This window comes from Agrobacterium sp. A3-95, assembly GCF_053521785.1.
Window position 1 is genome coordinate 106,925 of record NZ_JBNWDR010000010.1, and the last position, 24,418, is coordinate 131,342.

Genomic DNA, 24,418 nt, shown 5'->3' on the forward strand with positions numbered 1-24,418 from the left:
CACATATGTCGTGCCGCCCTTTTAGAGGGCAGCCTTGACCTTTTGCGCGACGTCGGGGGAAACCCAGCCCGTCCACAGAGCCTCGTTTTCCTTCAGGAAGTGTTTCGCACCATCTTCGCCGGTTGCCTGATTGTCGGTCATCCAGGCGATCAGCTTGTTAACGGTGTCGTTGGTCCAGGCGCGTTTGTTCAGATAGTCCATGGCCGGGCCGGCGCGGTCGGCAAAGGTCTTGCTGACCAGCGTCTGCACGTCGTCAACCTGCCATGCATTGGGCTTCGGGTCCGCGCAATCGGCAACCGAGGTGCAGCGTTTCCATTCGGCAGAGTCATATTCCGTGCCGAAGCCGAGCTTCACCATCTCATATTTGCCGAGCAGCGAGGTCGGAGCCCAGTAATAGCCTACCCACGGCTGTTTCGCTTCGTAAGCCTTGGCCACCGAGCCGTCGAGACCTGCGGCAGAACCGGTATCCACCAGGGTGAAGCCAGCCTTTTCACCACCAAAAGCCTTGAAGAGCTGGGCGGTGACGACGGTGCCGCCCCAGCCCTGCGGGCCGTTGAAGACGGCGCCCTTTGCCTTGTCTTCAGGCGAGGGGAAGAGCTCGGGATGCTTGAAGAGATCAGGAATGGTCTTGAGATCGGGGTTGGCATCAGCGACATATTTCGGGATCCACCATCCCTGCACAGCGCCGTCCGACAGGATCTTGGCGGCCGCCACGACCTTGCCGCCCTCAAGTCCCTGTTTGACGATTTCCGGCTGCAGGCTGACCCAGGCCTCCGGCGCGATATCAGGCTGGCCCTTTTCGGCCATGGAGGTCAATGTCGGTACGGTGTCGCCTGTGACGATTTCAGCGCTGCAACCGTAACCCTTTTCCAGAATGATCTTGTCGAGATTGGCGGCGACTTCAGCGGATTGCCAGTTCATGCTGGCGATCGTGACGTTTCCACAGTCCGCAGCAAAGGCTGCACCGCCTGTAAGGGCGAAGCCGGCGGAAAGAATTGTGGCACCCAAAAGTATTTTCATTTTTGTTCCCTCTGGTCGCGGTGTGCGAAGACCCGGGCGCTGACGGCACCGCGACCGCCAGCACCCGCATTGAGCGTTAATAATTACTTTGTTGCCGTTCCGTTTGCGGCAGTTTTTGGCGTATTGAGGATGGCAATCGTCAATCAATCATCACGCTTGTGGGGTGCTTCTGCGAAGTTTGCGGCGTGCGAATTCCCCAGTCTTGCCGGTCGCGCTTCTGAAAAGCCGTGAACAACAAGCAGAAGTTTCTGTTTTCTTGGACATTTATTCCGTTCTGTACTACGGAAAATTTCGTCTCTTTTTTGTGGTGATATTGAATGACCAATCTTCGTGCTGCCCCGGTATGGCCGATCGGCGGCGGTGAAACGGGTGAGCTTGTGCGTGGCTTCGACTGGTCGAAGACATCGCTCGGTCCGATTAGCGACTGGCCGCAGAATTTGAGGCAGAAGGCCAATTCCGTCGTCAACTCTCCCATTCCGCAGGTGCTGATGTGGGGTGCGGATCATGTGATGATCTACAATGACGGCTATGCGGAAATTGCCGGCAATTATCACCCGCGGGCGCTGGGCGGAACGGTGCCAGGTATCTGGCCCGAGATCTGGGACTGGAACAGCCGCATTCTGGAGGCTGGCTTTCGTGGCGAGGTCATGGCTTATCGCGACCAGCCGATGACGCTGATGCGGCACGGTCAGCCGGAAGAGGTGATCTTCGATCTGTTCTATACGCCGATCTACAATGATGGCGGCGCGGTGGACGGCGTCCTGTGCACGGTGCTTGAAAACACCGAAAAGGTGAAGGCCGTGGAGGCGCTGGAGCAGAGCCGCAAGGAGCTGAGCCGGCTTACCAATGCCCTGCCGATCCTGGTGGGATATGTCGATCGCGACTATGTCTATAAATTCGCCAATGACGGTTATCTGGAGTGGTTCGGCCGCAGCGCCGAGGAGGTGATCGGCCGCAGCGTTCCGGAAATCGTTGGAGACGCGTTCTTCAGTTCGCGCAGGGCCTATCTCGATCGTGCGCTCGGCGGCGAAAAGATCGTTTCGGATACGGTGATCAGCAGACCGGATGGCAGCAAGCGAGCCGCCGAAATCCGTTATGTTCCCCGCTATATCGCCGATGGCTCGGTTGACGGCATTTATGTGCTGATCATCGATATCGAGGACCGGAAACGTTCCGAGCACGAAATTGTGCTTAGCAATAACCGTTTCCGCGCCGCTGTTGATGCGGTCCACGGCGTGCTTTGGACCAATACCGCCGACGGCATGATGCTGGGTGAGCAGCCTGCGTGGGGTGCACTTACCGGGCAGAGCTTCGACGAGTATCAGGGGTTCGGCTGGGTCGAAGCGGTTCATCCCGAAGACAGGGACCATTCGCTGGAAAGCTGGACAAAAGCCGTTTCCGCGCGGGCGACCTATATTTGGGAGCATCGCGTTCGCCGCCATGACGGCGTCTACCGCACATTTGCGATCCGTGGCGTTCCGATTTTCGACAATTCCGGTGATATTGCGGAATGGGTGGGTGTCCACACGGATATCACCGAACAGCGGCTGGCCGAGAACACGCTTAAAGAACATGCCAGCAATCTGGAACGCGAGATTCGCCACCGCATAAGAGCGGAAGAGCAGCTTCGCCAATTGAATGAAGGGCTGGAAGCGCGGGTCGAGACGGAAATCGCCGAGCGCCGCCAGACCGAAAGGGCGTTGCAGCAGGCGCAGAAAATGGAATCCATCGGCCAGTTGACCGGTGGCGTCGCGCATGATTTCAACAATCTTCTTCAGGTAATCGCGGGCAATCTGCAATTGCTGTCAAAGGACGTGATTGGCAACGAGCGTGCCGAACGGCGGCTGGAAAATGCGCTGGCCGGCGTTCATCGCGGTGCCAAGCTTGCAAGCCAGCTTCTGGCCTTTGGCCGCCGTCAGGCGCTGGAACCGCGCGTTATCAACATCTCCCGCTTCGTTACCGGCATGGATGATCTCCTGCGCCGTTCGCTTGGTGAGGCGATCGAGGTTGAGGTCATCACCTCCGGCGGCCTGTGGAATACCTATGCCGACCCCAACCAGGTGGAAAACGCTCTCCTTAATCTCGCGATCAATGCGCGCGATGCCATGGAAGGGCACGGCAAGCTGACGATCGAGGTCGGCAATGCGGTTCTCGATCGCGATTACGCGCGCAAGCATTCGGAAGTTTCTCCGGGGCAATATGTCATGCTGGCTGTTACCGATACCGGATCGGGCATGTCGCCGGACATTCTGGAAAAGGTGTTCGAGCCGTTCTTTTCGACGAAACCGGAAGGCAAAGGCACCGGTCTCGGCCTTTCGATGGTCTACGGCTTTGCAAAACAGTCCAGTGGCCACGTCAACATCTATAGCGAGGTGGGGCAGGGCACGACGGTGAAGATGTATCTACCGCGATCCGCCGCCGACGAGGACAGGGAAGTGGTGATACCGACCGGCCCCGTCGAGGGTGGCACGGAAACGATCCTTGTGGTGGAGGATGACGAGGAGGTGCGCAGCACCGTCGTCGAGACACTGAGCGATCTCGGTTACCGCGTGCTCACTGCCCGCGATGCGCAGGCTGGTTTGACGGTGGTCGAAAGCGGCATTCCGATTGACGTCATCTTCACCGATGTGGTGATGCCGGGACCTTTGAAAAGCCGGGAAATGGCGCGCCGTGCGCAGGAAAGGTTGCCTAATCTCGCCGTTCTCTTCACATCCGGTTATACGGAAAACTCCATCGTGCATGGCGGCAAGCTGGATTCCGGGGTGGAACTGCTCTCCAAGCCTTACACGCGCGAAGCGCTGGCGCGGCGCATCCGCCATGTCATCGCCAATCGCAAGCAGGTTTCTCTCGCCAAGACGAGGCCGGTATCATCACCGCGTCATTCCAAAACCCCCGAACCCGCGCAGGTCGTCGGAGACGAGACCAGATCGGTTTGCGTGCTTCTTGTTGAGGATGACGAGTTGATCCGGATGAATTCGACCGAGATGCTGGCCGATAACGGCTTTGCCGTCGTCGAGGCCGGAAATGCTGTGCAGGCGCTAAAGGCGATCGAGACGGAAGAGATCGATGTTCTCGTTACCGACATAGGCCTGCCGGACATGAAGGGCGGCGAGCTGGCGGTTGAGGCATTGCGCCGGAAACCAGGACTAGCCATTGTGTTTGCCACGGGAGACAACCAACTGCCGAACGGGGCGCCGGAAACGGCAGTGCTTTTGACCAAGCCCTATGACGAACAGCAGATCGTCTCAGCTGTCGAACTGGCCCATACGGCAAACACGATGGCGGGCGAATAAACCGCCCGCCATCGTGTCTCAATAACCGCGCGTCATATCGACCGTTTCCGGTAGCGTGCCTGTTTCACGCCATGTCTTGACATTGCCTGCCACTATTTTCGCGGAACTTTCCCGGCTTGTCGGCGCGGAAATATGTGGCAGGACGGTCACTTTCGGGTGCTGCCAGAATGCGGAGGCGGGAGGTAGCGGCTCCTGTTCGAAGACATCGAGAACCGCATGCGAAAGCTGGCCGGAATCAAGCGCCGCGATCAGGTCATCGGCGACGACGACGGCTCCGCGGGCGAAATTGATGAGTGCGGCTCCCTTTTTCATGGCGCCGAGACGGTCGGCATTCAGAAGGCCGCGCGTCGCATCGGTCAGCGGCACCAGACAGACGAGAATGTCGCTTTTTTCCAGCAAGTCCTCCAGCCCGTCATCGCCCGTCAGCGTTGCCACTCCCTCGATTGCCTTGGCCGAGCGGCTCCAGCCGGAAACGTTGAAGCCTGCATGAAGCAGGCGTTGCGCCGCAGCCGTTCCAAGCGCGCCGAGGCCGAGGAGGCCGATGGTCATCTCGCCCGGATGCCGATAATCGAGTTCCTGCCAGAGGGCTTTTTGCTGGTTTACGCGATAGGCCGGCATGTCGCGTTGCAGGTAATATGTCCATGCCAGCACGGCTTCCGCCATCACGCGTGAAAGCTCCGGGTCTTTCAGCCGCACGATCGGCGGCGCCTTGTCTCCCAGTTCCAGAACGAGCCGTTCGACACCCGCCCACAGGCTGTGAATCCACGAAAGACCCGGCAAGGCTGCAATATCGGCTGGATCGGGATTGGCGACGATGGCGAAGTCCACCGCGCGTTTCTGCTCCCCGCTTAATTCGGAAAAGGAGAGGATTTCCTCTTCCGGCATGGCGTCGCGAAGCGCTTGCTTCCAGATGGCTTCCGCTTGCGCATTCATCCGCGAAACAAGGGCGATGGGTGATGGCATGAAACTGGTCCTGCTTGCTGGCGATTGGTTGGTCGCCATCAATGCGTAATTTTGCGGGCAACGCCATAGGCTGGATAGCAAAATTTGAGCTGCAAAAAAAAGCGGCCCGGTTTGCACCGGGCCGCTACACCATTCAGGCGTTTTCCTTCACCGGCGGTTTGGCGTCGCCGTAATAGGCCGCGAATGTCTCGTGATAATGCTCAGAACCACCGGGGCCTGCATAACGCTGCAATTCCGTCATATCGGTCTTGTTGAGCACGATACCCAACGTCTTGTTGGCAATCTGTGGTTCGTTGGCCATCAGGTTCTGCACCATCTGGATCGGCGTCTTGCCCCATTCCGTCACGAAGACGAAACCATCGACCTGCGGTGCGAAGGCTTTTGCGTCGATGACGGGAACGACGGGTGCAAGGTCGACAATGATGTAGTCGCAGGCCTCACGCGCCGATTCGATGAATTTGCGCATGCCGGAGGAGGCAAGAAGCTCGCTTGAATGGGCAAACTGGTTGCTTGTGGAAACCGGAAGGATGCCCATTTTCGTGCGGGTATCGACCTTCACTGCCTGCGTCCACGGTATCTCGTCAAGCACGACCTCCACCAGACCGGCGGATTGCCGCGTTGTCAGCATGCGGCTGAGGCCGGGGTTGCGGATGTCGGCATCCACCACAAGCGTGCGCTTGCCGGTGGAGGCGATCAGACCGGCGAGATTGAGCGCCACGACCGATTTACCCTCGTTCGGCAGGCACGAGATGACGCCGATTACCCGGCACTGGCGTTCCTGGATAACGACATCAGCCGTCAGCTTCACGTTGCGCAGCGTCTCGGCAAAGCTTGAGCGCGGGCTGTCGACGGCAAGGCGTAGCATTTTCTGGAACGAGACCTGACCGTTTTCGTCGATGGTCGTGCTCTCGCTGCCGGGGGTGGCGGCAGGGGTACCCGACTTTGCGGTTTCTGCACCCCGTTCCCCGATAAAGGGCAGGTAGCCCAGAAAACGCATGCGCAGATTGTCGCGCACATCGTTGCCGGTGTGGAAAAAGCGATCCCGGAACTCAAGAAGCGCTGCGATGCCGCCGCCCAGCATAAGGCCGAGAATGACGGAAAGCGCCATGGTCATCGTCTTTTTCGGGCTGGACGGAGCTGTCGGCAGACCCGCTTCGGAGATGATGCGGGCCTTGGCGATCGGCAGCGACTGTTTCTGGGATGCTTCTTCGAAGCGGCCGAGGTAGGACTGGTAAAGTGTGCGCAGAGCGGTTGCCCGCTGCTCCAGCTCACGCAATTGCACCATGGTGATATTGGCCTGCGAATTGCGGCCCGCCACGCGGTCGATATTGTCGCGAAGCGATTGCACACGGGAATTGGAGACGTCGTATTCGTTCTTCAGGCTGCCCGTAACCTGCTGCAGTTCCTGGAAGATCTGCCTTGCAATCTCTTTCTTCTCACTCTCCAGCGCTACCGCCTGAGGGTGGTCGGCGCCGAATTGCTGGACGACGCCCTGCAATCGGTCAGAGATCGTGATGTAGCGCTTGCGAAGGTCCTGAATGACCGAGTTATCGGCATCCCGCGCGGAAACGACTGCATTGTCAACGGCTGCATCCGGTCCCCGGTCGATGATGGATTTGTACTGGCCATAACGTGCAGCAGCCGTCGCGACATCCGCCTGCGCGGCAATCAGCTGGCCGTTGAGATCGGCCAACTGGCCTTCCGACATCAGCTCGCCGCGCGAAGAAACGATATTATTGTCCGTCTTGAATTTTTCGACAGCAAGCTGTGCGGCCTGCGCACGCTGGTTCAGGTCGCTCATGCGCTCCTGCAGCCACACGGAAGCGCGCTCGCTGGCGTCGAAATTGGCGTTCAGCTGTTCGGTCAGATAGGCCTGCGCATAGGTCTTGGCGATGAGCGCGGCAAGCTGCCGATCCGTCGAACGGGTGGAAATGGCGATGACCGAACTGCGGCCGACACGCTCTACGATCAGCGATTGTTGCAGCACGGCGGCTGCCTTTTCGCGGCGTCCGGCGCGGATTGCCGCTTCGGAGGCCGGCGGATCTCCGGGCAGGATGAGATCGACGATACCGCGCACGGAAGATTTCACGAGATCGACCGGCGACAGCGACGGATTGACGATGGTGTCGTTCTCGTCGAGCTTGGCCTTGTCGACCACGGTCAGCGCCATTTCCTTGGATTTCAGAATTTCCACAGCACTGGCGATACGGTTGTCGACGATCTGGGCGGCAGGTACCGGCGATTCCTCTTCCGCGTAACGGGAAAGGCTTTCATCCAGAAGCACCTGAGTCATCGCGGTGTAAACGGGGGTTGCAAGCACCAGATAAAGGCCGGCCAGAACCACAGCGGCGATGACCGAGGCGGCAATGACATTGGCGCGGCGCACCACGGCTGCCCAGAGGCGATCGAGGTCAATAAATGTGTCGGCATCCTTGCCGGGATCCGGAAAACCGATGCTGGATTTAAAGGTCTTGTGGTGCATGGACCTACCTTGTGAATTAAAAATGGTACGCGGGAAGCCGAGCAACGCTCGGCTTCCCGCCCCCCGTTATTGATGTGCCGACCGCCTCCCCGGCAGCACGATTAAAGTCAGGCCGCCTGAACGCGGCTTTCATGGTTTGCGACGAGTTCCTTGACGGAAGCGAGAACCTGCGCCTCCATGTCGGCACGCATCAGCGAGAAAGCGACATTGGCGGCGATGAAGCCCTGCTTGCTGCCGCAGTCGAATGTGCGACCGCTGTACTTCTGCGCATGGAAGGCCTGCTTCTCAGCGAGCCGCTTCATGCCGTCAGTCAGCTGGATTTCGTTGCCCGCGCCACGCTCCTGTTTGGCGAGAATGTCGAAGATTTCCGGCTGCAGAATATAACGGCCGTTGAGATAATAATTCGAAGGCGCCCTGGATGGTTCCGGCTTCTCGACCATTTCGGTCACCGCAAAGCCGTGATTGACCTTCTGGCCGACACCAACGACGCCGTAGGATGACACTTCTTCCGGCAGGCATTCCTCAACACCGAGGATATTGCCGCCGACTTCGTCGTAGAGTTCCATCAACCCGGCAATGCAGCCGCGTGCGCCATAGGAAACCATATCAGGCAAAAGCAGCGCAAAAGGCTCCTTGCCCACCAGTTCGCGCGCGCACCAAACCGCGTGGCCGAGGCCGAGCGGCACCTGCTGGCGGGTGTAGCTGACTGTGCCTGCGACTGGCAGCATCTTTTCAAGCTGCAGCACCTGCACCGTCTTGCCGGAGCGGGTGAGCGTGTTGATAAGCTCGGGCGCGCTGTCGAAATAGTCTTCGATGGCGGTCTTGTTACGGCTGGTTACGAAAATAATGTGCTCGATGCCGGCCTGCATGGCCTCATCGACGGCATATTGCACGACCGGCCGGTCGACGATCGTGAGCATTTCCTTCGGCATCGCCTTGGTGGCGGGCAAAAACCGCGTGCCGTTGCCGGCTACGGGAATGACGGCTTTTCTGACAGTTTTGTTCAGGTCCATCGCGTTCTCCTTCATCAAGGTTTGATCTGTCCCCAGTCCGCTTGCAGATTTTTCGCGTACAGATTTGTCCGCTCACAAATTTTACGAAATCTGCCTTTTCACCCCAGTATTTGCCGCGGGCGCAAACATCGCGTTCCGCAACCTCTTCAGCCGCACGGCAATGGGCATTCTCAAATGCCCCAGCACGGCGGGATCTCTGATCGTTGTCTTCAGCGCGCCGATAATCGAGCGGCGCTTGATGTCTTCCACCAATGTCAGGAAGTTACGGGCCAGTTGCAGGCTACGGCTTCTGGCCTGCTGCGCATCCATGGCGGCGGGCAACAGCGCGTAGTGGCTCAGAAACTCCTGGTCCGCCCGCATCATTCCTTCGACGTGGTGGATTTCGAGGACGCGCGAGATCGAACCCTCGCGAATATTATAGATGTAGCCCGGTTTCGGCTCGATGACGCAAAGGCCGCCGGCGGCAAGCGCCGAGGCAAGCAGGATGTAATCCTCGCCGATGCGGATGTCCTCGCGAAAACGCAATCCCTCGCTATTTAGGAAATCGCGCCGGAACATCGGCTTCATGTAGCCGAAGTTGAAGGTGGAGCGGAAAAGGATGTTGGAGGAAATGAAGTCCTCAAGGGTAAGGACGGGTCTTTCCTCCAGAAACTCCTCTGCGAACATCGTTTCCATCGGCCTGCCGTCCGTATAGGCGACATCGAGATTGTCGACAGCGATCACCGCATTGGCCGCATCTGCCCGGCACATCATGCAGGCGGAACGGTCGGGGCGGATGACGTCGTCCGAATCGAGAACTGCGATAAAGCGTCCGGTTGCTGCGTCGATACCGGCATTGCGCGCGCCTCCCGGTCCGAGGTTCTGTTCAAGCGCAAGCAGCCGGACACGCGGATCGTTGGCCGCAATGGCCTCGACGAGCGAGATCGTCTCGTCGGCGGAGCGGTCGTCCACGACGATCACCTCCAGTGTCACGCCCTGCTGTTCAAGCGCACTTTGAATGGCGGCTTCGATCGTCTCTGCGGCATTATAGGCGGCAATGACGAAGCTGATATCGGGCTGAGGGTTAAGGTTCTCCATCAGGTTGCCTCCACCGCGCCGTATTGGCGGATTTCGCGCACTCCGAAGGCGCCGCTTACCGAGCCGAGATGCAAGGCGCCGCGCAGGGCATAGCGGTTGCGGCGCACGGCGTTGAAACCGTTCAGCGCGGCAAAGACGGCGCAATAGAGAACTTTCGATCCTGCCTTCAGCACCTGCATCACGCGTCTTGCGCCGGGTTTCTTTTCGGCAAGCACACGGCCATGGGTCTGGCCGGAGCGGAAGCGACGTTTGGCAAGCCACATGAAACGGGCGCGGTTTTCCGGCACCGGCTCGGAGAGCACGGCCTTTTGCGCAAAGACGATGCGACCGCCCGAAGCATGGAGATGCGAGAAGAAATGCGTGTCCTCACCGCCGCTCTGGCCGAGCGCCAGCGCAAAACGCCGGTCCTTTACCGATGGGGCGTCCATCTTGAGAAGCGTGTTGCAGGTGTAGCCGGTGATGATCTCGCCATTCACCCAGACGGGCACGGTCGAGTGAAAATCGCCACGTTTCATCCAGCCCGGCGCATTCTCACGGTAAACCGCCGTCACTGGGCCAAGAACGACATCCGCGCCGGTTTCGCCTGCCTTTTCCATAAGTGCGGCCAGCCAGTGCGGCGGGGCGGTCTCATCATCGTCGATAAAGGCCAGATAGTCCGCCCGGCTCTCAGAGAGGCAGGCGTTGCGGGCAATCGAGATATTCGATTTCGGGCAATGGACATAGGCGATCTCGAAAGGCGAAGTTTCGCGCAGCCGATCCACACTTGCCTTGGCACTTGGTTCCTCATCATTGTCGGCAACGATCAGGCGAACTGTCACGCCTTCGGGCACTTCCAGTTCGAACAGTGACAGAAGTGTGGCGACCAGCGCCGGACGTCTGTAGGTACAGATGCCGATATCGACGGTCTTTGAATTGTGTGGTTCGGTGACGATGAGGTCGGTCATGAGACAGCCTTTTTTCCCCGGAATTTCAGGAGTTCCAGCCAGAAGCCGGTGGACCACGCCAGATGCATCACCATTGCGGAAAAGGCGGCGAGCGGGCCGTATGGGTTTTTCTGACCTATTGCCATCCACAAGCCATAACCCACACATGCGGCGATCCAGAGGCCAAGCGGAATAAGTGCTGCCCAATGCACAAGCGACAGCAGGGCAAGCACGAAGACCGGCAGGACAGCCAGCGGAATCATCTGACGGATCTTCGGGATCGAGCGATGTTTCAGCAGGTTCTTTGCCCGGCCACGGCCATAGGCGAGATATTGCCTGAACAGAGGCATGACGCTAGCGCGCGGATAATAGGTCATGCGGGTCTTGTCGGTCATCCAGATACGGAAACCGGATTTGCGCAGCCGGAAATCCAGTTCGGCATCCTCGTTGTGGCTGAAGCTTTCATCGTAACCACCGACCGCGTCGAAGGCGGCGATCCGCATCAACGCGTGGTGGCCATGGTCGATCCAGTGTCCCTTGGCGCCTTCGCGGTGCTTTGAGCCGCCATTGCCGAGTTTGGAATTCTGCGCAATCGCCGTCGCCTTCTGGAACAGGCCGTGCCCGACCGTATCCATGGCGACCACGACGGAATCCGCGCCGGTGCGATCCGCGTCTTCAATCAGCCGCTGGCAATAATCATCCGGATAATCGCCATGGGCGTCGATGCGGATGAGGTAGTCGAAATCCTCGCCGAAAGTGGATACGGCCAGGTTTATGCCGGCGCTCTGGATGCGCTTGGGATTGGGAAGGAGCGTAACGCGGTCATCCGTTACGGCGAAGGCGGAAACGATGTCGCGCGTGCCGTCCGTGCTGCCGCCATCGGCAACAACGATGCGGAAAATACGCCCATCCATCGCGCCGGTGAATTTTCGCAGCAACGCCTCGATCGTCTTTGCCTCGTTGAGGCAGGGAATGACGATCAGAGTTCTGATGCCGGAATGACCAAGACCTTCCATGATTTGCCCCCTACGCACTACACGGGTGAAAACGCAGCTTCACGGGCATGGCCGGAAGCGGATTTTGTAAGAGAGGACAATTGCTGGACCAGCTGACGGCAATCGTCGCGGTCGGTCAGCCATTGTTTCTTATCGAGTGCCGAGAGGGCGTCGAAGGCGTCCGTATACGTTTGTGGAGTCATAGTGTTGAAAAGAGCGGCCAGATCATCTGCACCGGCATTTTGCAGAACAAAACCGATATTGCGCTTTTCGATGAAACGAGCCGTTTCCGTGCCTGCAAGTGCAATCGGCAGGGTGCCGTAAAGGCATCCCTCATAGAGCCGATTGGGCAGCAGCCAGCTTGAATTCTGGCCTTCCTCGAAGAAGTCGATCGCCCAGGTGAACTGCACTTCATTATAGATGGTGGCCAGATCTTCAGGGTTTTTGTAGGCCCCGTGGAAATGCACATGCGGCGCGGCAGCCACGAAACCATCGAAATCCGCAAATTCCGAATAGGCCGGCCGGCCGCGCAGGATGATTTCGACCTTGCCATCCATGCGCCTTGCAAAATCGGCGAGGATTTCGAGCGATTTGCGGCAGCGAAGCGCCCCAAACCAGCCGATTTTCCACGGTTCGCCGGGGGCAGGTGGGCGCGGTTGTGGGGTGGCTGCTACAGCGGCATCAAGCGCCAGCACCCTGTTTTCCTGCAACAGCACGGGAAGGTTCAGGCCGGAAACGGGTTTGAAATAATGCTCGACGAAAGCTGGAGAACTCGTCACCAGCAGCTTGGCATCCCGGGCGAAATAGCGCTGGGCCGCATTGAGAAGCTGCCCCGGCTTGCCCTCATTGAGAAGCAGGCGGTGAATGTCGAGACATTCGTAAACCAGTGCCGGCTGGCGGTCGTAAAGCGACATGGCCCGTTTTGCGAGAGCCAGCATTTCCAGGTTTCTGGCAAGAATGACGTCGGGCATGGGGATGCCGCGTAATGTTTTGCCGAGCGAGAGGCTGGCTTTGGCGACGGCTGCCATGCGCTGAAGAAACCGCCCATCGGCGGTTTCTCCGAGAATGACCGGCACCACGCCCTCGATCTCTGCAAGCCGGTTCTGTCCGCGCCGGAAGCCCGCCAGCGTGACCCGCGCGCCGCCCGCAAGCAAGGTCAACACCCGCCGGCGAATGGCGGGGTCCGACAGATCATGCGCGAGATAAAGAACATGGATCATGCATGGGTTCCGGTTGGTTTCATACGTCAAGGACGCCGAGGCTCAGGTTTAAAAAAGCAATCAGTTAAGGGCGCAGGCGATGGATTCGGGAAACTGGCATTTGTCGCCGAGCGCCGTGAAGGCGAAGCGGTCAACAATCATCTGTGTTGCGCCGGAATAGGAAAAGGCACCCATCCAGTCCTTCAACGTGTCGGTTCCCCACAGGCTGAAGAAAATCTTCTGGGCATTCTGCGGAATCTTGGTCTCATCCGTGACTTCGTGAACGAGCTTGCCGTTGACGTAGTAACGCAGGCGCTGAGGCTCCCACACGAAGGCGTAATCGTTGAAGCCAGCATCAGCTCCGCCTTCTACCGGCACCAGTTTCTCATTGCCGCCCTTGGCGGAAATATACTGGTTCAGCTGTACCTTGCCCGTATTCTTGCCCAAAACCTCGAAGTCGATTTCATCATGGGGCTTTTTGTCGGTCGGGCCGATATAGGTGAAGAAGGCGGAGTTCAATCCGGAGCCGGTAGCGGCTTTCATCCGTGCTTCATAGGTGCCGTAGCGATAACGCCCCTTGGTCTGGATTTCACCGCAGGCGAAGTTGCGGTCGCCGGACTTTGCTTCCTCAAAACCAAGCGTCAGCTGGCCGTTTTCCACCGTGGCCAGTTTCTTCGACCAGGTGCAGTTCTGATGCGCACCGTTGTTCCAGCCGTCGGAGACGTACCAGAACGACCGGTCCATCTGATCGAAATTCTCGATGAAGGATGCACCGTTGCCTTCTTGTGCCTGGCTCGGTGTCGTGAAGGGTGTCGCCAGCAGGGCGGCGGCGAGAAGAATGCGTGTCTGAACGCGGGTGACAAATGTTGTCATTGGTTCACCTCTGTCGTTGCGAATAAAGTGTTTCGGATGTGGGCGGGCCGATCATGGAGGCCCGTTTTGCAGCGAATTCGGACGTTGTCTTGCGTTTGCCGTTCCGGCTTCCGGTCAGCACGGCATAGACGGCCGGCAGGTATTTGCGGGTTTGTGCATTGCTCACCACCAGAATGACAAAGGCGGACAGCGTGGCGATGACATAGAAGGCGGGGTAGAAATCGGGTCCGCCCTTGTTCCAGACCATCCACATGATGACGAGCAACGGATAGTGAGCGCAGAATATCCAGAAGCTGAGGCTTCCGGTTTCGGAAAGCCGCTTGCCGAGCCTGCTGCGGATCAAAAGCGCCGACGACGCCCAGAAACCGAGCGCGCCGAAAACAGCGAGCAAATTGCGAGACATGTTCAGCCAGAAGGTAAACTCCGGGCCGGTGAAATAGAGGCCTGTTGCCAGCATGGCCGCAGCGACAAAGGTCAGCGCCATGATCGGGAAGGCGTAGGGATCGAGTGCCTTGACATCGACGCGGTGCAGCGCAAGTGCGATGCCCAGTGAGAAGCTGAACAGGATCGATTTCTTCTGGACTATGAAGATCGTCAGATCAGGCATGGCGGTTATGAAGAGCAGGATAGCGAGCGTTGGCAGCGCAAAGCGGCGCATGAGAAATGCGAGCACCGGCGACAGCAGGATGCAGACGAACAGGTCGCGCAGGAAATAAAGCGGCACGTTTACCGGCAGTTCTTCGAGCGCCGTGCCATGGCTGATGATTTCACGCGGGCTGGCGTTCCAGAGGTCCGGGAAATAACCCACACCAACGTCAAACAGCTGGATAAGCAAAATTGCGGCAAACAACACGCCATTCCACAGCAGGAAGGGCAGCAGCACCGTTTTCGACTTCGAACGGATCGTCGCCGGATAATCGAACCCGCTCATGCCGCGACGAAACAGCAGATAGCCGGATATCGCGCTGAGACAGGGCACACCGATGCGAAACAGGGCGTCGCCCAGAAAAACACGCAGCCAGTCGAAGAAGCCGTAAAGGCCAAGAAAAGGGCTGGTTTCGGCATCGTGCGGCACATGGACGAACACGATTCCAGAGATCAGCAATATACGCATCAAATTGATACGGGAGGATAGGTTCTGATCGACAGTCACATCAGTCACCCCTATTGGGCGGCGTCCACCCACGCCGCGTTGCAACCAGAGCGAACTTAAGCCCGCACTCGTAAGTCTGGTTTCGACTTTAGGGTAAAATGTGGCGACGCGGGAAAAACACAAGCTTAGATATTGCGGGTGATTGTCTGGCGTTCCGGCATTCCGTGCGACTTTAAAAAATTAAGCAACTGAAAATATTTAATTTTTTCTAGATTTAAGTCGTCACTAAAAATCGCCAAAGGAAGCGATATTATCATTGTACGCGATATTGCACCGCAAAAAAATGGCTTTGCCATGCCGTCACGAAACACATATCCGTGACGGGTGAGACCTGTTAACGGCCGAAATGAGGCGCTTTCGGTTACGAGACACTAACCTTGGGTTGCGTTTTCACGCATTCGCCGCGATTTGACCATCCCGAGGATTTTTCCAAGCAGGGCGCGTTCGGTCAGCAAAATCAGCGCCGCATAGATGACGCCGCCGACTGCGGCGCCAACGAGCACCTGAAGCGTTGCGCTGGGGATGCGTTCGGCAATGATGTGAAGCAGGTAACGCACCGAAACGGCCATGACCAGCGCTGCAATCATCGGTCTGCTGCTGACATAGAGGCCGCTGAGAAAGGGTGTATCGCTTGCCTTGAACACCGCCCATGAGTAGGCAACCAGCGTCACCGCATTGACGATGCAGAGCCAAATCATCGCGTCGATCAGGCTGCCGTAGACGGCTGCAGCCCAGACGGCAACTGTGGTGACGATGGCGCGGATCGTGGCCGACCAGAACAGAACACGCCCATAGCCGGCACCCTTGAGATAGGGGATAAAGGTGCTGCATGGGGTCAGAATGGCTTTCGAGAGGGCAAGGAGACCGAGAACCGGCCAGGCATAAGCCCAGTTCTGCCCGAAAATCACCAGCATGGCCGGTTCGGCCACCGCCCAGAGGCCGAACATCATCGGCGCAAGCAGGACGGTCAGAACCTGCGTGCTGAACATCAGGGCATCACGCCGGCGCTGCGGATCGTCCATCATACGGCTGAAGGCGGGAAACAGCACGCCCATGACGGCCGACAGCACGACCTGATTGGGAATGCTGGCAAAACGGTTGGAGGCGGAATAGGCGCCCGCATCGGCAAGGCCGAGATGCCGGGCGATCACCACCATCGGCGACTGGAAGGTGACGAAATTGGCGATTTCCGATCCCATCAGGCCGGAGCTGAAACCGAGAAGCGGCACCAGACGGCGCGGTTTCATGACGAAACGCGGGCAATAGCGGGAAACGGCATATAGCCCGACAAGCCTGATGAGTGCGGCGGCGAAAAGCTGGATGATGAGCGCCCAGACGCCGAAGCCGAGAAGCGCCATAGCCACGGCGACAACCGCCGCGATGCTTTCAGACGCCATGCTCCACAGCGCGTCCTGGCTGAAGTTCATGCGCCGGGCAAGCAGTGAATAGGCGACATCACCCGCAAGTTGCAACGGAATGAGAAAGGCCATGATACGCAGCAGATAGGCACTTTCCACCGCACCCAGAAGCCCACCGAAGAACTCCGCGAAAATGTAGAGCGCAGCGGCCATGGTGCAGGAAATCGCCAGATTTGCCCAGAAGACGGTATGGATTGTATCCATATCCTCTTCTTTCTCGACGATCAGCGCCGAGGTCAGCCCCGCTCCGGCTATCATGGTCAGGAATTGTACAACCGTTAAGCCGACTGCAACCACACCAAATTCTTCCGGTGTCAGCAGTCGTGCAAGAATGGGAACGGTGACAAATTTAAGCCCGAATGTCCCTGTCTTAGACAAGACGCTCCAGCCGACATTCGTGGTGATGGTCTTTACATTTGGAGCTGGGGGCATACAAGCATCCTGTTTCTGGAGGCCGGCGGGGAGGAACGCCGGTGGGGAGTTGCCGATACCATCGGGGCCGCTTTTAGGATCGGGCCCGACACTTCTTGATCAACGCAAGGGGCGAAACAATGGCAAGATTTACTGTCGTCATTCCCTATTACCAAAAGCAGCACGGAATTCTTGGACGTGCGCTCGCATCGGTTTTTGCGCAGACTTACCAGGATTTCGATCTTGTCATCGTCGATGACGAATCGCCATATCCGATAGACAATGAGCTTGCAGAACTTTCGCAAGCGCAGAAAGAGCGGATTCTCGTCATTAAGCAGGCCAATGGCGGGCCGGGTGGTGCGCGCAATACCGGTCTCGACCACGTTCCTGCTGGCAGCGATTACGTCGCATTTCTTGACTCGGACGACATCTGGACGCCCGATCATCTCCAGAATGCGGCCTTCGCGCTGAAGACATTTGGCGGTGAGTGCTATTGGGCATCCATGCAGGCAAGTGACGAATTTTATTATCATTTCGCCATTTCCGAGCTGGAGAAGAACGAGGGCGCCGCAAGGCTTTCCGAGCGGCCTCTGGTGATCGAGCTGCCGGATCTGGCGAGCGTGATGCTGCGCAACTGGAGCTTCTTGCATCTCTCCTGCATGGTGATCGGCCGCCCGCTTTTTGAAAAGATACGCTTCGATCCGGCGCTCCGGCTTGCGGCGGAAGATGTGCTGTTTTTCTGCGATTCCATCCTCGCATCCAAGCGCACGCTTCTGTGTGACGATGCCGGTGCCATGCGCGGAATGGGCGTCAATATCTTCCACAGCATCGACAATACCTCGCCGGAATTCCTGCGCCAGCAGTTCAATACCTGGGTTGCGCTCGATACGCTGGAGGGGCGATTTTCGCGGCGGCCGGACGATGTGGCCTCGATCGCTTCCTATAAAAATACGGCGCGCAAACAGGCGCTCTGGAGCCAAGCGGGCAATCTGAAACGGCGCAAGGTGCCCGAATTCGGACTGCTGCTGAAGTGGGCGATGCGCGATCCGGCACTCCTGCGAGCGGCTTTTGAGCTCGGCGCAGGCAAAATAGTGCGGACAAGATAATCGAATTCTTGCCTGCAAGAATTTATATGTTTTTCACCCAGGAGTGACTTCATGAAACCTTACCACTGGGAATCGCATCACGGAAATTTTGGCGACGATCTCAATCTGTGGCTGTGGGACTTTCTGCTGCCCGGGCTGCGGGACGTGCATGACGATGTGATGCTCGTCGGTGTCGGCACGGTTCTCAATGATACATTGTTGCCCGCAAAGCAGCGCAAGCTTGTGATCGGCAGCGGTTATGGCTACGGCGCGGTGCCGGATACAAGCACTGGATTTTGGGACATTCGCTGCGTGCGCGGCGAAAAAACCGCAGCCAAATTGGGACTTTCTCCCGAAAAGGGCATTGTCGATCCCGCCGTGATGGTGACCGAGATGCCAGAGTTCAAAGGCCTGCCGAAACTCTACAAGAAAACCTTCGTTCCCCATTGGGAATCGGCGGAATTCGGCATGTGGGAAACGGTTTGCGAACCGGCGGGACTGACCTATCTCGACCCGCGCGGCGAGGCGATGTCGGTCATCCGCGCCATCGCCCAATCTGAATTTATCGTGGCCGAATCCATGCATGGCGCCATTCTTGCCGATGCGTTCCGCGTGCCATGGGTGGCGGTGAGCACATCTCCCTCGATCAACAGTTTCAAGTGGAGCGATTGGGCAGGCACGGTCGGTGTGGAGTATCAGCCGCGTTACGTGCCAGTTTCCACCCGCGCCGAGGCGGCGAAAAAGGGGTCGCGTTTCTGGGGTATGAGCTTCCCGCCGCCGCCAGCCCCCGTTATTGCCGAGGCTGGATCCGGTCCGGCGCTTGAGGGCGATGTGCTGGTGCGGCCGCAGGCAAGCCAATCCCTATCGCTGCGCAAACTGGCCAAGCAAGTGCTGGCAGCACCTTCCACGCTGGCGCTGTGGCAGGCAAGCCGTGCCGAACCGCGTCTCAGCCCGGATGGCAGGCTGGAGGAACGCAAGGAGCGTTTTTCCGCTGTTCTGGAAACGGTCAAACGCGATTATCTCTGAAGGCGGGTTGCCTCAGCAATTTCGGACACAGTCACCCCGGCCTGGGTCCGGGGTCCAGCGCGCTCAAGTCCTTGATCGCAAAAGACTCTCTTCATGGCGCAGACGCGCCATGACTGGATGCCGGATCTAGTCCGGCATGACGAATGAGAGAATATCGAACTTGCCATCATCCTCGCCGCTGGAGGTTTTCCCTCAGGAAACCGGCGTGCCGTCCAGCAGATAACGAATATCCCGAACCGGCGCCGGTTTGCGAAAACGGGCGGTCTTGTCGGTCCAGATGCCGCGCGTGATGGCCGGCAGGGCAGGCAGGCGCGCAAGAGCGTGGCTCAACGCGCCGCCCATCCCTTTCTGCTTTTTCGCATCGAGAAAATGGCGAAGCTCGAATTTCGCGCGGATGTGTTTTTCGTGCTCGAGCAGGATCGCCGTCTCGCTGGCCGACAGCTTGCAGCTGGTGAGAATGTCCCTGTCCGCTTCGTATAAACGGCGAAGATCTTCCGTGCTGTGACGGCCGCTCAACGAATTGCCGCGGACAATCGCCCCGTAACCGCAATGACGGATGACCTTGTAACGGGCACCGGCGGCAAGCGCGCGGGTATAAAGTTCGTAGTCTTCGCCGAGACGCAGGCGCTCGTCGTACCGCAACGCATGTTTGTCCAGAAAGGCGCGGCGGATCACCGGTTTCAGAAAGCCGGTTTCCCCGCGTTCCACGCCGGGTCTGGAAATATTGCCTTCCACGAACTCCGTCAGCGACAGAAACCGGGCCTGTGGTTCGAAGCGGGCCGGCTGCATGGACGACGCGCCCGGAACCGATTGCTGGATGAAGGCGATATTGTCGGCCACCAGATCCCAGTCGTCATTTTCCAGCATGGCGGCAAAACGGCCTCTGAAAAAAAAGTCGTCCGCATCGAGAATGCTGATGAGCGGCGCGGATGAAATCGAGATCGCATGGTTGCGGGCGGCCGAAGGGCCACGATTGACATCGAATCGCACGACCCGCAAACGGCCGGTGCCGTCATCCGCCGCATGCGCGACATCGCTGGTCGTATCGGTGGAGCCATCGTCGATCACCATGACTTCGGCGACCTCCGGCTCCACAAGGGCGGAGCGGATGGCGATATCTATCGTATCAGATGCATTTTTCGCAGCGATGATGACGCAAATGGGCTGTGAACCGCTCACCATGTGTTGTCCTTCTGCTGTGACGAACCGTCAGGATTTGCTCAGCAGAAAGTGTCAGGGGTGTGGATGCAAGTGATTTTTTTGCGGCGCAATAAAAGAATGTGCGTGAGAGGTCACATATCGGTCAGTTTCGCGCCATGTGGCGGGGCGCTGCTTACCGTGTCCGGCGTCATGATCTCGGCGCTGCGATCAAGCGCGAAGGTTTCGCGCATCCGGCGTTTCTCCCGGGCGACCAGAACCAGAAGTGCAATAAAATAACCGGTTTGCAGAATGACGGCGCAGATGAGGGTCTGGATGAATGCCGTATAGAACGACCCGTGGATGAAATATGTAGCGACCGCAAAGGCAAGCAATGCACCAATCATGCTGAAAAATACACGAGGTGCATACATGGTGCTCTCCTCCCGAGAACGATTTCTCCGTTTTTGGCTGCGCTGCGGCATTTTTTTTCTTTGCAAGAATATACGATGAGACCGGTGTTGTTTCAACACACATATACTTCTTCTATCTCCCACGGCATGAAATTTCGGTAATCTTGATTGGTAAATTCCTTGGTAATCGGCGATTTGCCCGAATCGGTGTCCTCCGCCAGCGCAGATTCTTGCGTCTGACAGGCTGCAGAACCCGTCCCTGCAAGGCGTTAGCGGCCTTCTCTCCTGCATAGCAGACTTCGTTAACCATCCAGCCTTTAAAAAGTCGGTATTGATTCCTCGAAGAGCAAGGTGCCCGCGTGACGACGAATTCGGAAGTAATCGCCTTTCCGGCAAAGAACCGTATTGCCAACGTAAAACGGTGCGCAACCATGCTCGACCGGCTGCATGGTGTGGAGGCGAATGATTTCTGGCGCAGGGAATGCCGTGAACTGGCCGCCTATCTGACGGGCCTCGGCTATGAGGACGCCGCCATGCGGCGCGAGGTCATGGAGTTTCAAAATGCGGTGCAGGCGGAGTTGTGGGCGGGGGATGCCACGCCCGAGGCGCGCCGCGACAGCCATTGAGGCTTTAAAAGTTTCGCATAAAAAAGCCGGCAGGTGTCGCACCGCCGGCTTTTCTGTTCGTATCTGTTTTTGATCAGGATGCGCCGGCACCGCGCGTGCGGGCAATGCCGTCGAGCGCGGGCTTATATTTCGGATCAAGCCGTGCCGCATGCGAATAGGACTTTGCGGCTTTCGCCATCTCGCCGCGGCGCTCATAGACCAGTGCCTGGTTGGCCCATGATTCTGCGACGTTGCCATCAAGCGAAATGGCGTGGTTGAAATCGGCGAAAGCGTTTTCGTCGTCATTCAGCGCGACATAGGAAAGACCACGGCCGTTATAGGGTTCCGGCGAGGTTGAGGACAGCGAGATGGCCTTGGAGAAGTCCTCGATGGCCTGGGCATGCTGGTTACGCAGCTGGTAGATCAGGCCACGATTGTGCCACGCGCGGCCATCGGTGGTTTCGAGTTCGATGGCGCGGGAGAAGTCGTTGAAAGCTTCGTTGACGCGGCCGGACTGGCGGTAAAGATTGCCACGGCCGATCAGGGCTACGTCATAGCTCGCATTGATCTGCAAAGCGGCGTTGTAATCCTGCAAGGCCTGCTGCTGCTGGCCGGAATTGCGATACACGAGCGCGCGGTTGGCATAGGCCTGATAAAAGCGCGGGTTCAGTTGCAGCGCCTTGTTGAAATCCTCGATGGCGCGGCGCGAATCGCCGGCGCGGCCGTAAGCGGAGCCACGGACGTTATAGCCTTCCGGATCCTGCGGATTGGCGTTGATGACCGAGGTGAGCGAGGCAATGTTTTCCTGCGAGCCCTGGGCACGGTCGATCCTGAAGACATCGTCAGTCTGGTTGGACGTAGCGCAGCCGGAAAGACCGGCAAGGACGGTACAGACGACAAGGGAAACACGGAATCTCTTGTTGTTTTTCAGGAGCACCCGGCGCGTGGAGGCATCGGAGTTTTTCACAACACAGGCATCAACAGCGGTCATTCGGTGGGGGTTCCCTCGCAGGCCGGTCTCAAGATCATTCTCCGGCCACAAACACAAAGAGCGGCGGCGAATTGATCGCCCCCGCCCAACAAGCATTCAAAAACGTCCAAAAGACGGCCTATTAACGGCCTGCGCGCGGAGCTGCAACCAGACCTTCGCGCTGTGCGCGCTTGCGTGCCAGCTTGCGAACGCGACGAACAGCTTCAGCCTTTTCGCGGGCGCGCTTCTGGGAAGGCTTTTCGTAATAATCGCGCATTTTCATTTCACGGAAAATGCCTTCGCGCTGCATCTTTTTCTTGAGAGCGCGAAGCGCCTGATCAACGTTATTGTCGCGGACTAGTACCTGCACGTGAAACCCGTTCCTTTTGTTTGGTTGTCTTGCTGTGAGAATAAAGGCATTCGCACGCAAATAAAATCGTTCGTTCGGCCGTCGAGCCTAGCGATTGGTGACGTGCAATATCAGAACATTTGCAGCAAGTCCATACGGTACCGCATATTCAACAGCCAAAATCCAGCTATCCCGGCATTCTGCCTGCAATGTCGAAACAAAAGCATTGCGGCGTCGCAAAATGGATATTGCCTCCGATGCCGATTTGCCATGTGTATAATATGTGCCGGAGCTATGCTTTCGGCTTCTGGCCGGTTCTTGAGGAGCAGACTGCGAATGCGCAAATATTCCGTTTTTGCCGTGGCGCGCGAGGCGTTGCGGAGTCATAAGGGGTGGGATGCGCAATGGGCGTCGCCCGAGCCGCGCAAGGAATATGACGTCATCATCATCGGTGGCGGCGGCCACGGTCTTGGGGCCGCCTATTATCTTGCCAAGGAACACGGCATTACCAATATAGCGGTGTTGGAAAAGGGCTGGCTAGGCGGCGGCAATACCGGCCGCAACACCACCATCATCCGCTCCAATTATCTCTATGAAGAGAGCATGGATATCTACGAGCATTCCCTGAAATTATGGGAAGGCCTGAGCCAGGATCTCAATTACAACGTCATGTATTCGGCGCGCGGCGTTATGATGCTGTCGCACAATATTCACGACCAGCAGTCCTTCAAGCGCCATATCAATGCCAACCGTCTCTATGGAATAGACAATGAATGGCTGACGCCGGAACAGGCCAAGGCCTATTGCCCGCCGCTCGAGATTTCCGGCAATGCGCGTTATCCGATCAACGGTGCTGCCCTCCAGCGGCGCGGCGGCACGGCGCGTCACGATGCGGTGGCCTGGGGATATGCGCGTGCGGCTTCCGATCGCGGCGTGCACATCATCCAGAATTGCGAAGTCACGGCCATCAGGCGCGGACCTGATGGCGCGGTCACGGGCGTCGAGACCAATCGCGGTTTCATTGGCGCAAAGAAAATCGGCGTTTCCGCCGCCGGCCACTCCTCCGTTCTGATGAAAATGGCGGATGTGCGTGTGCCTCTGCATTCCAACCCGTTGCAGGCGCTGGTATCAGAGCCGCTGAAGCCGATCTTCCCCTGTGTCGTCATGTCCAATACGGTACATGCCTATATCTCCCAGTCGGACAAGGGCGAGCTGGTCATCGGTGCTGGCACCGACCAGTATAATTCCTACTCCCAGACTGGCGGCCTGCAGATCATCACGCATACGCTTGACGCCATCTGCGAGCTGTTCCCGATTTTCCGCCGCGTCAAGATGATGCGCCAATGGGGCGGCATTACCGACAATACACCCGATCGCTCCGCCATTCAGAGTGTGACGCCGGTGCCAAATCTCTTTGTCAATTGCGGTTGGGGCACGGGCGGTTTCAAGGCGACACCGGGCTCGGCCAATCTGTTTGCGCATCTCATCGCGCGCGGCGAACCGCACCGTCTGGCGGCGGGGCTGACGCTCGATCGTTTCCGCACCGGACGCCTCATCGACGAGGCCGCTGCCGCCGCCGTGGCGCACTGATGCTGGCGGCGGTTATGCTTTCGGCAAACATGGGTGTTGCGGCGGCGGTCGTGCCGGCGGGCAATCTCATCCCCGAGATGGGGGATTTTCGTAGCCAGAAAATCCAGAGAATGCAGGGTGAACGCGACTGGCCTTTCGTGGCGGAAAAAGGCCTTTTGCTCTGCGCCCCGAGTCTCGCGGACAAGCTGGTCTATTTCGTCGGCGAGAAGGAAAATGGTGCGCAGGACCAGCCCTTCGCGATCGACACCGACATGATGGCGGTTGCCATCATCAATATGGGTCGGGCCTCGGCGCTGAAACCATTCGATAATTTCGAGCAGCTCTTGAAGCGGCTTTCCCCCTTCGTTGCGATGGGAAAGCGGCTGTGTGACCAACCCGCCGGAAGCATGCTTCCGGAAAGTTCTCTTTGAAGGTGGAGCCACG

21 protein-coding genes are annotated in these 24,418 nt (G+C 58.1%); 6 read left to right on the forward strand and 15 right to left on the reverse strand.

From position 1 onward, the window contains the following. Nucleotides 1-21: 21 nt before the first annotated feature. A complete protein-coding gene (locus ACQZ5Y_RS23055; protein ID WP_004431723.1) occupies nucleotides 22-1,020 on the reverse strand; it encodes an ABC transporter substrate-binding protein in 999 nt (332 codons plus the stop codon). A gap of 317 nt (nucleotides 1,021-1,337) precedes the next feature. Between ACQZ5Y_RS23055 and ACQZ5Y_RS23060 the strand changes: the two genes are divergently transcribed. Continuing rightward, nucleotides 1,338-4,313, forward strand: a complete 2,976-nt coding sequence (locus tag ACQZ5Y_RS23060; RefSeq protein WP_013762051.1) for a PAS domain-containing protein — start codon at nucleotides 1,338-1,340, stop codon at nucleotides 4,311-4,313. An 18-nt stretch (nucleotides 4,314-4,331) separates the two neighbouring features. Here the strand turns inward: ACQZ5Y_RS23060 and ACQZ5Y_RS23065 are convergent, their stop codons facing one another. The 10 genes from ACQZ5Y_RS23065 to ACQZ5Y_RS23110 form a co-directional block, all read right to left on the reverse strand. Further along, on the reverse strand, nucleotides 4,332-5,276 hold the full coding sequence (locus ACQZ5Y_RS23065) for a 2-hydroxyacid dehydrogenase (protein ID WP_174060213.1): 945 nt from the start codon (nucleotides 5,274-5,276) through the stop codon (nucleotides 4,332-4,334). Nucleotides 5,277-5,409: 133 nt separating this feature from the next. Continuing rightward, nucleotides 5,410-7,758: a polysaccharide biosynthesis tyrosine autokinase gene (locus tag ACQZ5Y_RS23070; protein WP_004431729.1), complete on the reverse strand. Its 2,349-nt coding sequence runs from the start codon at nucleotides 7,756-7,758 to the stop codon at nucleotides 5,410-5,412. Nucleotides 7,759-7,865: 107 nt separating this feature from the next. Further along, nucleotides 7,866-8,771: a UTP--glucose-1-phosphate uridylyltransferase gene (locus ACQZ5Y_RS23075; RefSeq protein WP_004431732.1), complete on the reverse strand. Its 906-nt coding sequence runs from the start codon at nucleotides 8,769-8,771 to the stop codon at nucleotides 7,866-7,868. An 81-nt stretch (nucleotides 8,772-8,852) separates the two neighbouring features. Next, nucleotides 8,853-9,848 (reverse strand): glycosyltransferase family 2 protein, encoded by a 996-nt coding sequence (locus ACQZ5Y_RS23080; protein WP_004431734.1) that lies wholly within the window; start codon nucleotides 9,846-9,848, stop codon nucleotides 8,853-8,855. Continuing rightward, nucleotides 9,848-10,792, reverse strand: coding sequence for a glycosyltransferase family 2 protein (locus tag ACQZ5Y_RS23085; protein ID WP_004431738.1), 945 nt, complete (start codon nucleotides 10,790-10,792; stop codon nucleotides 9,848-9,850). Before ACQZ5Y_RS23085 ends, ACQZ5Y_RS23080 begins: the two co-directional genes overlap by 1 nt. After that, on the reverse strand, nucleotides 10,789-11,787 hold the full coding sequence (locus ACQZ5Y_RS23090) for a glycosyltransferase family 2 protein (RefSeq protein ID WP_004431741.1): 999 nt from the start codon (nucleotides 11,785-11,787) through the stop codon (nucleotides 10,789-10,791). The genes ACQZ5Y_RS23085 and ACQZ5Y_RS23090 overlap by 4 nt, the downstream gene beginning before the upstream one ends. A gap of 17 nt (nucleotides 11,788-11,804) precedes the next feature. Then, complete coding sequence (locus ACQZ5Y_RS23095; RefSeq protein WP_004431744.1) at nucleotides 11,805-12,986, reverse strand: glycosyltransferase family protein; 1,182 nt, start codon at nucleotides 12,984-12,986, stop codon at nucleotides 11,805-11,807. 60 nt (nucleotides 12,987-13,046) lie between these two features. Continuing rightward, nucleotides 13,047-13,838, reverse strand: a complete 792-nt coding sequence (gene exoK, locus ACQZ5Y_RS23100; RefSeq protein ID WP_004431747.1) for an endo-1,3-1,4-beta-glycanase ExoK — start codon at nucleotides 13,836-13,838, stop codon at nucleotides 13,047-13,049. Nucleotides 13,839-13,842: 4 nt separating this feature from the next. Beyond that, nucleotides 13,843-14,991 (reverse strand): acyltransferase family protein, encoded by a 1,149-nt coding sequence (locus tag ACQZ5Y_RS23105; protein WP_149910691.1) that lies wholly within the window; start codon nucleotides 14,989-14,991, stop codon nucleotides 13,843-13,845. 371 nt (nucleotides 14,992-15,362) lie between these two features. Beyond that, nucleotides 15,363-16,841 (reverse strand): lipopolysaccharide biosynthesis protein, encoded by a 1,479-nt coding sequence (locus tag ACQZ5Y_RS23110; RefSeq protein WP_025595239.1) that lies wholly within the window; start codon nucleotides 16,839-16,841, stop codon nucleotides 15,363-15,365. Between the two features lie 119 nt (nucleotides 16,842-16,960). Between ACQZ5Y_RS23110 and ACQZ5Y_RS23115 the strand changes: the two genes are divergently transcribed. Together ACQZ5Y_RS23115 and ACQZ5Y_RS23120 are read left to right on the forward strand one after the other, a co-directional pair. After that, complete coding sequence (locus ACQZ5Y_RS23115) at nucleotides 16,961-17,926, forward strand: glycosyltransferase family 2 protein (RefSeq protein ID WP_004431756.1); 966 nt, start codon at nucleotides 16,961-16,963, stop codon at nucleotides 17,924-17,926. 51 nt (nucleotides 17,927-17,977) lie between these two features. Beyond that, complete coding sequence (locus ACQZ5Y_RS23120; protein WP_111802033.1) at nucleotides 17,978-18,931, forward strand: polysaccharide pyruvyl transferase family protein; 954 nt, start codon at nucleotides 17,978-17,980, stop codon at nucleotides 18,929-18,931. Between the two features lie 192 nt (nucleotides 18,932-19,123). On the opposite strand, the gene ACQZ5Y_RS23125 is transcribed toward ACQZ5Y_RS23120, so the two are convergent. Both ACQZ5Y_RS23125 and ACQZ5Y_RS23130 read right to left on the reverse strand, forming a co-directional pair. Then, nucleotides 19,124-20,113 (reverse strand): glycosyltransferase family 2 protein, encoded by a 990-nt coding sequence (locus ACQZ5Y_RS23125; RefSeq protein ID WP_112492814.1) that lies wholly within the window; start codon nucleotides 20,111-20,113, stop codon nucleotides 19,124-19,126. 110 nt (nucleotides 20,114-20,223) lie between these two features. Further along, nucleotides 20,224-20,502, reverse strand: coding sequence for an exopolysaccharide production repressor protein (locus ACQZ5Y_RS23130; protein WP_019566541.1), 279 nt, complete (start codon nucleotides 20,500-20,502; stop codon nucleotides 20,224-20,226). A gap of 338 nt (nucleotides 20,503-20,840) precedes the next feature. Between ACQZ5Y_RS23130 and ACQZ5Y_RS23135 the strand changes: the two genes are divergently transcribed. Continuing rightward, nucleotides 20,841-21,107 (forward strand): DUF6074 family protein, encoded by a 267-nt coding sequence (locus tag ACQZ5Y_RS23135; RefSeq protein WP_004431768.1) that lies wholly within the window; start codon nucleotides 20,841-20,843, stop codon nucleotides 21,105-21,107. Nucleotides 21,108-21,180: 73 nt separating this feature from the next. Here the strand turns inward: ACQZ5Y_RS23135 and ACQZ5Y_RS23140 are convergent, their stop codons facing one another. Together ACQZ5Y_RS23140 and rpsU are read right to left on the reverse strand one after the other, a co-directional pair. After that, on the reverse strand, nucleotides 21,181-22,077 hold the full coding sequence (locus ACQZ5Y_RS23140; RefSeq protein ID WP_004431770.1) for a tetratricopeptide repeat protein: 897 nt from the start codon (nucleotides 22,075-22,077) through the stop codon (nucleotides 21,181-21,183). 121 nt (nucleotides 22,078-22,198) lie between these two features. Beyond that, nucleotides 22,199-22,426 carry a 30S ribosomal protein S21 gene (gene rpsU, locus ACQZ5Y_RS23145; RefSeq protein ID WP_003498359.1) on the reverse strand — a complete coding sequence of 76 codons (228 nt, stop codon included), beginning with the start codon at nucleotides 22,424-22,426 and terminating at the stop codon, nucleotides 22,199-22,201. Nucleotides 22,427-22,741: 315 nt separating this feature from the next. Between rpsU and ACQZ5Y_RS23150 the strand changes: the two genes are divergently transcribed. Both ACQZ5Y_RS23150 and ACQZ5Y_RS23155 read left to right on the forward strand, forming a co-directional pair. After that, nucleotides 22,742-23,995: a sarcosine oxidase subunit beta family protein gene (locus ACQZ5Y_RS23150; protein WP_013762064.1), complete on the forward strand. Its 1,254-nt coding sequence runs from the start codon at nucleotides 22,742-22,744 to the stop codon at nucleotides 23,993-23,995. Then, nucleotides 23,995-24,405, forward strand: a complete 411-nt coding sequence (locus tag ACQZ5Y_RS23155; protein WP_013762065.1) for a hypothetical protein — start codon at nucleotides 23,995-23,997, stop codon at nucleotides 24,403-24,405. The genes ACQZ5Y_RS23150 and ACQZ5Y_RS23155 overlap by 1 nt, the downstream gene beginning before the upstream one ends. Nucleotides 24,406-24,418: the final 13 nt, after the last annotated feature.